Below are 6959 nucleotides of genomic sequence, written 5' to 3'. Positions count from 1 at the left end.
ATACTCTGCATCGCCCGGGCACCCTCCGGGTGCTGTCCCTCGGGAACCCACCCCTCTCGAAAGGCCCTACACCCATGCCCCACCAGAGCAGTCGAACAGCCGTGATCCGGCGACTCGGGCTCATCCTCGCGGCCGGCGCCACCGCGGCGGCCACCGCCCTCGCCACCGCCCCGGCCCACGCGGCGAGCGGCACCTACAGCCTGCTGATCCTGCCGGACCAGGGCGAGAGCACCATCTACAGCTTCGTCAACTCGGCCACCAGCTCCATCGACATGACGATGTACGAGCTGCGCGACACCACGATGGAGAACGACCTGATCGCGCGGGAGAAGGCGGGCGTGAACGTCCGCGTCATCCTGGACCGCCAGGAGACCTCCGTCAACGCCGCCGCCTACAGCGCCCTGCAGGCCGGCGGCGTCAGCGTCACCTACTCGTCGACCTCGTTCACCTACACCCACCAGAAGACCGTCACGGTCGACAACGACGAGTCCTACATCTCCACCGGCAACCTGGACACCACGTACTACTCCACCTCGCGCGACTTCGGGGTCTTCGACACCGACCAGAACGACGTGAGCGCGATCGTCGCGGTGTTCAACGCCGACTTCGCCAAGACCTCCATCACCCCGGGCGACGGCGACGACCTGGTCTGGTCCCCGACCGACTCGCAGACCAAGATCGTCGCGCTGCTCAACGGCGCCCAGCACACGCTGGACATCGAGCAGGAGGAGTTCTCCGACACCGCCGAGATCAACGCGATCGTGGCCGCGGCCAAGCGCGGCGTGACCGTGCGCGCGGTGCTGGAGAACGAGAGCAACGAGTGGGCCACCGGCATCAGCGAGATCGAGGCCGCGGGCGCGAAGGTCACCACCTACACCTCCTCGACCGGGTTCTACGTGCACGCCAAGACGGTCGTGGCCGACTACGGCACCTCGACCGCGAAGGTGTTCCTCGGCTCGGAGAACATGACCGACAACTCGCTCAACAGCAACCGCGAGCTCGGCCTGATCGTCTCCGACTCCGGCGTGCTCAGCGGCGTCGAGTCGACCTTCAACACCGACTTCGGGTCCACCGGCACCACCGGCTCGGTGTCCGTCACCAACCCCGGTAGCCAGACCGGCACGGTCGGCACCGCCGCGAGCCTGCAGATCTCCGCCACCGACACGGCCGGCGGCACCCTGTCCTACGCCGCGACGGGCCTGCCCACCGGCCTGTCCATCAGCGCGAGCACCGGCGCGATCTCGGGCACACCGACCACCGCCGGCACCTACAGCGCGACCGTCACGGCCACCGACTCCACCGGCCCGTCCGCCTCGGCCTCGTTCACCTGGACCATCAGCGCCGCGGGCGGCGGCGGCACCGGCTGCACCGCCGCGCAGCTGCTCGGCAACCCCGGCTTCGAGACCGGCACCGCGGCGCCGTGGACCGCCTCCTCGGGCGTCATCGCCGACAACAGCAAGGAGCCGCCGCACAGCGGCACCTGGGACGCCTGGCTCGACGGCTACGGCAAGACGACGACCGACACGCTCTCCCAGTCCGTCGCCGTCCCCTCCGGCTGCACGACCTACTCGTTCACCTTCTACATGCACATCGACACGGCCGAGACCAGCACCACCACGGCCTACGACACGCTCAAGCTGCAGGTGCTCAACAGCTCCGGCACCGTGCTGCAGACGTTGTACACGTACTCGAACCTGAACGCGGCGACCGGCTACAGCCTGCACACGTTCACCACCCTCGGCACCTACGCCGGCCAGACCATCACGATCAAGTTCACCGGCACCGAGGACTCCGAGTACCAGACCTCGTTCGTCATCGACGACACGGCGTTCAACGTCAGCTGATCCGAATTTGCGAGCTGACGTGAACTGACGTGAGCTGACGTGAACCGACGCGGGGTGGGCCGGGTGCATTCCGGCCCACCCCGCGCCGTCCGCCGTGCCTCGCCGCGTCATCCATTCGCCCGCGTGACGCGGCGGGTCGGGGCGGGGTGCGGGAAGCTGGGGGCTCGACGACCACCACCGAGACCCGTCCGAAGGCGCGCCATGACCACGACCGCGGGGCCGTCTGACACGCCGTCCGGCGAGGGGACGCTGCGGCGTGCGCTGGGGTTTCGGGATCTGGTGGTCTACGGGCTGCTGTTCATCGCGCCGATGGCCCCGGTCGGGGTGTTCGGGGCGCTGCAGGCGCGCTCGGGCGGGGCGATCGCGCTAGTGTACGTGGTGGCGACGGTGGCGATGGCGTTCACCGCGTACTCGTACGCGCAGATGGTGCGGGTGGCTCCGCAGGCCGGGTCGGTGTTCACGTATGCGCGGGTGGGACTCGGGGAGTCGGCCGGGTTCGTGGCCGGGTGGATGGTCATGCTCGACTACCTGCTGATCCCGGCGGTCGCGTACCTGTTCTCCGGGATCGCGATGCACTCGCTGGTGCCGGCCGTGCACCAGTGGTTCTGGACGGCGCTCGCCGTGGTGATCACCACCGGCCTGAACCTGATGGGGGTTCGGGCGGCGGCCGCGGTGGGCTTCCTGGTGCTGGCGATGGAGATCGTGGTGCTCACGGTGTTCGTGGTCGCGGCCGCGGTGGAGCTCGGGCTGCACGGGGCGCGGCACGGCTGGCTCACGCCGCTGACCGGGCAGGGTGCGTTCTCGCTCGGCGCGGTAATCGGCGCGGTCTCGGTGGCCGTGCTCTCCTACCTGGGCTTCGATGCGATCGCGTCCTTCGCGGAGGAGGCGACCGGCGGGTCGGCGAACGTGGCCCGGGCTGTGCTGACCTGCCTGGTGGTCGCGGGCGTGCTGTTCGCGGCGCAGACGTATCTCGCGGCCCTGCTCGAGCCGGCCTCGGCGGCGCAGTTGGCGGCGGACCCGGGGGCGCAGGGGGCTGAGTTCTACACCACGGTCGACGCGGCCGTGGGCTCCTGGCTGCACGATCTGGTCGCGGTCAGCAAGGCCATCGGCGCCGCGTTCGCCGCGCTGGCCGGGCAGGCGGCGGCGGGCCGGCTGCTGTTCGCGATGGCCAGGGAGCGGCGCCTGCCGAGAGCGCTCGCCCAGGTGGACCGCGGCTCCGGGGTGCCGCGCCTGGCCCTGGGCTGCGCCGCCGTGGTGACGATGGCCGCGGCGGTGTGGGCGGCCAGCCGGGACGACGGCCTTGACCGGCTGGTCTCGGTGGTGGACATCGGCGCGCTGGTCGCGTTCACGCTGCTGCATCTCGCGGTCGTCGGCTACTTCGCGGTGCGCGGACGCGACACGCAGGAGCGTCTGCGTCCGATCGCCCACGTGGCGGTGCCGCTGGTCGGCGCGGCGATCACCATCGCCGTGATCACCCAGGCGTCCGGGGCGGCGCAGGTCGTCGGCGGGATCTGGCTGGTCGTCGGGCTGGTCGTGCTGGCCGTGCAGCGCGGCCGCCGCGCAGCTGGCACAGTGTGAGAGGGCGTCAGCCGGTCGGCGAGTCCTGCGGAGAGGGGCGGGCATCATGGTCGGAACCGAGATCGTGGTCGGATACCTGTTCGGCTGGGCGCTGCGCAAGGCGCGGCGCGCGGGCGCTCGGGCGGACGAGCACGTGGACACCGCCGTGGACGAGGCGGTGGACCGCCTGGGCGAGAAGCTGCACCACGCGGTCGAGGGCAGGCTCGGCAAGGACCCCGCGCTCGAGCGCCTGTACGACGAGTCGCGCCAAGGCCTCGAGGCGCCCACGCCCCGCACGGCGCAGCGGGTCGCGCTCGCGCTGGACGACGCCGCGGAACGCGATCCCGACTTCGCCGCCTCGATCGACGCGCTCGTGCGGCAACTGCGGGACGCCGCGGACGCGGCTCCCGGGATCGGGATCGTGCAGGCGCCCGAGGGCATGGCGGTGGGCGGAAACGTCGAAATCCACGCGGAGGGCGGCTCGCTGGCGGCCGGGGTGATCCGTGGGAACGTGTGGATGGGCACCCGGCCGGACGGAACCCCGAAGCCTTAGACACCCCGCAGCCGGTCGAACGGTCAGGCCTCCTCGCGCCGCGCCCTCTCGTGCCGCGCCACCTCGTCGGCGAACGCGGCGAGGCTGCCCGGATCGATCGCGGCCAGGCCCCGCACGACCGTGCGCCACGGCCCGAGCGCGCACGCCTGCGCCAGCATCTGCCGTGCCCGCGCGCGCTGCCCGGCCTGGTACAGGACCTTGGCGAGGTCCGCGCCGGCCTCGCTGCGCATGTAGGGGTGCACGATGGTGCCGACCAGGGCGACGGCTTCGTCGTCACGGCCGGCCGCTGCGAGAGCGCCGACCCGGGCGGCCAGCCCGGCGTCCTTGCCCAGGGTCGGGCCGTCGCCGGCCCGCGCCGTGCGTCGATCGTATTCTGAGATCTTCTGCACCGCGTAGGACTTCGCGTAGGCCTGGTGGATGCGCTCCGCGTGCCACCGGGCCGCCGCGGCGATCTCGGCCGCACGCACCGCCTCGCCCTGCTCGACCAGCGTCTTCGCCAGCTCAAGCAGCGCCAGCGCGTCGTCGCTGGGGTCGGACGCGCCCTGGGCCGTGGCCGCCGACTCGTGCGCGGCCGCGATCGCGTCGCCGACCCGGTCCGCCCGCACCAGTGCCTCGGCGCAGGCGGCGAGTGCCTCGGCGCGGTCCGCGGGCTCGAGGATGGACCGGGCGACCTTCCGTGCCTCGTCGGGCAGCCCCTCTTCTCGGAACACGGCGGACAGACGTGCCTTCGTGCGCGAGGCCCAGAGCGGTTCCGGCTGCAGGATGTCGTCGTAGGTCGACTCGCCCGCGCCGGAGGTCTCGACCCACACGCGCGAGCGGGTCGGGGTGCTGCTCGTCTCGAGGACGAGCCGAGCGAGTTCGACCGCGCTCTCCCGCTCGCCGACGTGGGCGTACACCCCGACGAGGTCCACCCGGAGCCTGGCCGCGTACTGCGAGTCGTCGAGCGTCGCGGCCTGCCTCGCGGCCTCGCGCGCGAAGCCCAGCGCCCGCGGCGGGTCGTTGATGTCGGCGTGTCCGCGGGCGAGCGCGGTCAGCAGCGCCGCCCGGGTCACACTGCGCATCGTGCCGCCGCGCGTCCAGTTCGGAGCCAGCCCGCCCAGGTCCTCGGCGAGACCGATGCGGACCAGGACCGGGATCAGCTCGTCGAGCAGGTAGGGATACCCCGCGGCGGCCCGGGTCTCCCGGAGCGCGCGGCCGTGCACCTCCCGCCCCGCGCGGTGCGCCACGTCCGGATGGCACGCGGCGCTCGCCTCCGCCAGCACCGCCAGCATCTCGCTCAGCCGATCGGTATGACTGGGGATCATACGGACGCGCGACTCGGCGAGTTCGCACTTCCCGGCGAGGACGAGCGCGCGCACGGCGGCGCCGACGGCCTGCGTGTTCGTGTGCATCGCGCCGAGGGTGGTGTAGGCGGAGGGATCGCTGAGCCCTTCGAGCAGGGCCTGCGGCCACTGCGAGGGGCCACGCTCGACCCAGGGTCCTGCGATCTCGGCCCACGCCTCGATCCGGCCGCCGCTCCTGATGTCGCCGGGCATCGACTCGACCACGTCCAGCGCGTCCTTGAAGCGGTCGAGCCTCGCGTACACCCCGGCGATCCGGGCCAGCGCCGCGTCCTCGAAGTGCTCGAAGGGAATCTGGTGCGCGCTCTCCACGGCCTGTCGGGCGAACCGCTCGGCCCGCTCGGCCTGCTCGGCTCGGGCGGCCAGCCGGGCGAGATCGGTCAGCGCCGCCGCCCGGGCCAGGGGATCGGTCAGCGAGTAGGCGAGCGTCTCGGCCCGGCCGTGCTCGCCGAGCACGGCCCACACCCGCGGGAGCGTCGCGGGAAGGCGGGCGTTGCGCTCGGTCAGGACCGTGCGATGCGCGGCCAGGCGCACGGCCGCGAGCAGGTCGGGCCGCGGATCGGCCGCGATCGCGGCGTGGGTGGTGGCGAGTTCCGCCAGCGCGGTGCCGTCGGCGCCGTAGGCCGCCAGCATGCGGTCGTGCCGCGCGGCGTCCAGGGCGCAGGCCAGCATGCGGGCGAGGTCGCCCTCGTAACGCAGCATGCCGAAGTAGTCCTGCAGCAGATACTCGGGCGTACCGTCCGGCCAGCCGCGGCCTCGGTACCCCTCGGCCCAGGCGTGCAGACGGTCCCGGTAGGAGCCGAGCCGGGCGCGCCCGAGCACATCGAGGGCCGTCTCCTGCAGACGGTCGTGCGCGAGGATGTAGAGGTCGGATTCGCCCTCCAGGCGGCGGCCGGCGCGCGGCACGAAGGAGCGGCCGCCGACCGCGTTCAGGGTGCGGCGGGTCTCGTAGGCGCTCGCGCCGATCAGCTCGACCAGGTCCGCCGCCGCAAGGCCTCCGCGCGCGGCCGCGACCAGGCCGAGCACGTCCCGCTCGGTCTCAGTGCCCTGGAGCAGCCGCTGCAGGTCGTTCTCGGCCTCGTTCCGGACCACCTCGGCGGCCGGTGACGGACTGAGCATGCGCACGATGGCGGGATCGTGCAACGGATGCCAGCCCGGCACGTCGGCGGGCACGGGCGGGTTGAGCCGGCCGGCCACGATCACCCGCAGGCCGGAGCGCGGCCGGGCGGGCAGCAGGGCCGCGATGCTGTACGCGCTCGGGTCCGTGGTCACGCCGCGGTCCTCGTCGAGCCCGTCGACCAGCAGCACCAGGCGCCGTCCGCGGTCCGCGCTGGAGCGCGCGGCCTCGTCCAGCATGTCCAGCAGATGCGCCTCGCGGGTGGCCGAGGTCAGCAGCGGGGGCAGTCCGCGGCCGAGCGTCGTGGCCAACTGCTCGAGGACGACGTCGATGAAGGCCTCGCGGTCGGACTGCGAGGCGAGGCGGGCGGTGATGAAGAAGGAGACGACGTCGACGTTCGCCGGCGGGTGCAGCACGAACCAGGCCATGAGCGCGGACTTGCCGGCCCAGGCCGGAGCGCGCCACCAGCGGTACGCGGACGCCGGGTCGGGAGCCTCGTCGCCGGTACGGTCCCCACCCGCGTTCCCATCCGCGTCCCCATCCGCGCC

General features: G+C 72.9%; 4 protein-coding genes. 3 read left to right on the top strand and 1 reads right to left on the bottom strand.

The window, feature by feature from the left end; all coding sequences use genetic code 11:
* The first annotated feature begins 101 nt into the window (after positions 1-101).
* The 3 genes from KDL01_RS46875 (at position 102) to KDL01_RS37665 (ending at position 3954) form a co-directional block, all read left to right on the top strand.
* Entirely contained in the window at positions 102-1844 is a 1743-nt protein-coding gene (locus tag KDL01_RS46875; RefSeq protein WP_212533505.1) for a phospholipase D-like domain-containing protein, read from the top strand.
* Between the two features lie 201 nt (positions 1845-2045).
* A complete protein-coding gene (locus KDL01_RS37670) occupies positions 2046-3422 on the top strand; it encodes an APC family permease (RefSeq protein WP_212533504.1) in 1377 nt (458 codons plus the stop codon).
* A gap of 46 nt (positions 3423-3468) precedes the next feature.
* Entirely contained in the window at positions 3469-3954 is a 486-nt protein-coding gene (locus tag KDL01_RS37665) for a hypothetical protein (protein WP_212533503.1), read from the top strand.
* 23 nt (positions 3955-3977) lie between these two features.
* On the opposite strand, the gene KDL01_RS37660 is transcribed toward KDL01_RS37665, so the two are convergent.
* Positions 3978-6959 (bottom strand): hypothetical protein (locus tag KDL01_RS37660; RefSeq protein WP_212533502.1); only part of this gene is annotated, 2982 nt, incomplete at its 5' end.

Origin of the sequence: Actinospica durhamensis (assembly GCF_018139695.1) — a bacterium.
Taxonomy (GTDB): Bacteria; Actinomycetota; Actinomycetes; order Streptomycetales; family Catenulisporaceae; genus Actinospica; species Actinospica durhamensis.
This window is presented reverse-complemented; position numbering and strand designations above follow the sequence as displayed.